Origin of the sequence: Janthinobacterium sp. PSPC1-1, assembly GCF_049897625.1 — a bacterium.
Lineage (GTDB): Bacteria > Pseudomonadota > Gammaproteobacteria > Burkholderiales > Burkholderiaceae_D > Janthinobacterium > Janthinobacterium tructae.
Genome location: NZ_JAFCWP010000028.1, coordinates 1 through 1,177, shown reverse-complemented (window position 1 = coordinate 1,177; position 1,177 = coordinate 1). Strand labels below are relative to the sequence as shown.

Sequence of the window (1,177 nt, the reverse complement as noted above, 5' to 3'; positions counted from 1 at the left end):
GATGGCGACGCGCTGCAACAGGCGGTGCAGGAAATCGTGCGCCGGCATGAAGTGCTGCGCACCACCTTTGCCAGCGTCGACGGCACCGCCGTGCAGGTCATTGCACCGGCCTTGGCGCTATCCATGCCGCGCAGCGACCTGGCAGCCTTGCCGTCGGCACAGCGCGCGCTGGCCCTGCGCGCGCTGGCCGGGCAGGAAGCCCTGCACGGCTTCGACCTGGCCACCGGACCCTTGCTGCGTGTGCACCTGGTGCGCATGGCGGCCAACGAGCACGTGCTGCTGCTGACCGTGCATCACATCGTTTCGGATGGCTGGTCGACGGGCGTGTTGCTGCATGAGCTGGGTGTTCTGTACCGTGCCTTTGTGCAGGGGCAGACGTCGCCGTTGCCGGAACTGGCGCTTCAGTATGCCGACTTTGCCCACTGGCAGCGCCAGTGGTTGAGCGGCGACGTGCTGCAGGCGCAGCTCGACTACTGGTCGGCGCGCATGGCCGGCAGTGCGGCCATGCTGAACCTGCCGACGGATCATCCGCGGCCGGCGCTGCAGCAGCATCATGGCGCGCTGCACCGCTTCAGCATCGATGCGGCCAGCACCGCTGGCTTGCAGGCGTTGGCGCAGCAGCAGGGCGCTACCCTGTTCATGGTGATGACGGCCGTGTTCAATATATTGCTGTCGCGCTATGCGGGGCAGGATGACATCTGTATCGGTACGCCGGTGGCAAACCGCAACGAGGCGGCGACGGAGCCGCTGATTGGTTTCTTTGTCAATACGCTGGTGCTGCGTACGCGGATCGATCCGCATGCGCGGTTCGACACGCTGCTGGCCCAGGTGCGCAATGCGCTGCTGGACGATTTCGCGCACCAGGATTTACCGTTCGAGAAACTGGTCGACCTGCTCAATCCGGTGCGCCAGACGGGGAGTTCACCGCTGTTCCAGGTAATGCTGTCGTTGCAGAATACGCCGGCGCAGGGTATCGACCTGCCGGGCATCACGCTGCAGGGCCTGGAAGGCGAGCATGTTAACGCCAAGTTCGACCTGACGCTCAACCTCGTGGAGGCGGGAGGCGAGCTGGCCGCCGCGTGGGAATATGATACGGCGCTGTTCGCGCCGGCGACGGTAGCACGTATGGCGCGTCACCTGACAAGCCTGATTAGCAGTATCGTGCGCCGGCCGGACG

At 65.3% G+C, this 1,177-nt stretch carries 1 protein-coding gene; it reads left to right on the top strand.

Annotation, left to right across the window (positions count from 1 at the left end):
• The coding region (locus ACP7EG_RS27655; protein ID WP_426090244.1) for a condensation domain-containing protein at positions 1-1,177 on the top strand (1,177 nt) is incomplete at both ends.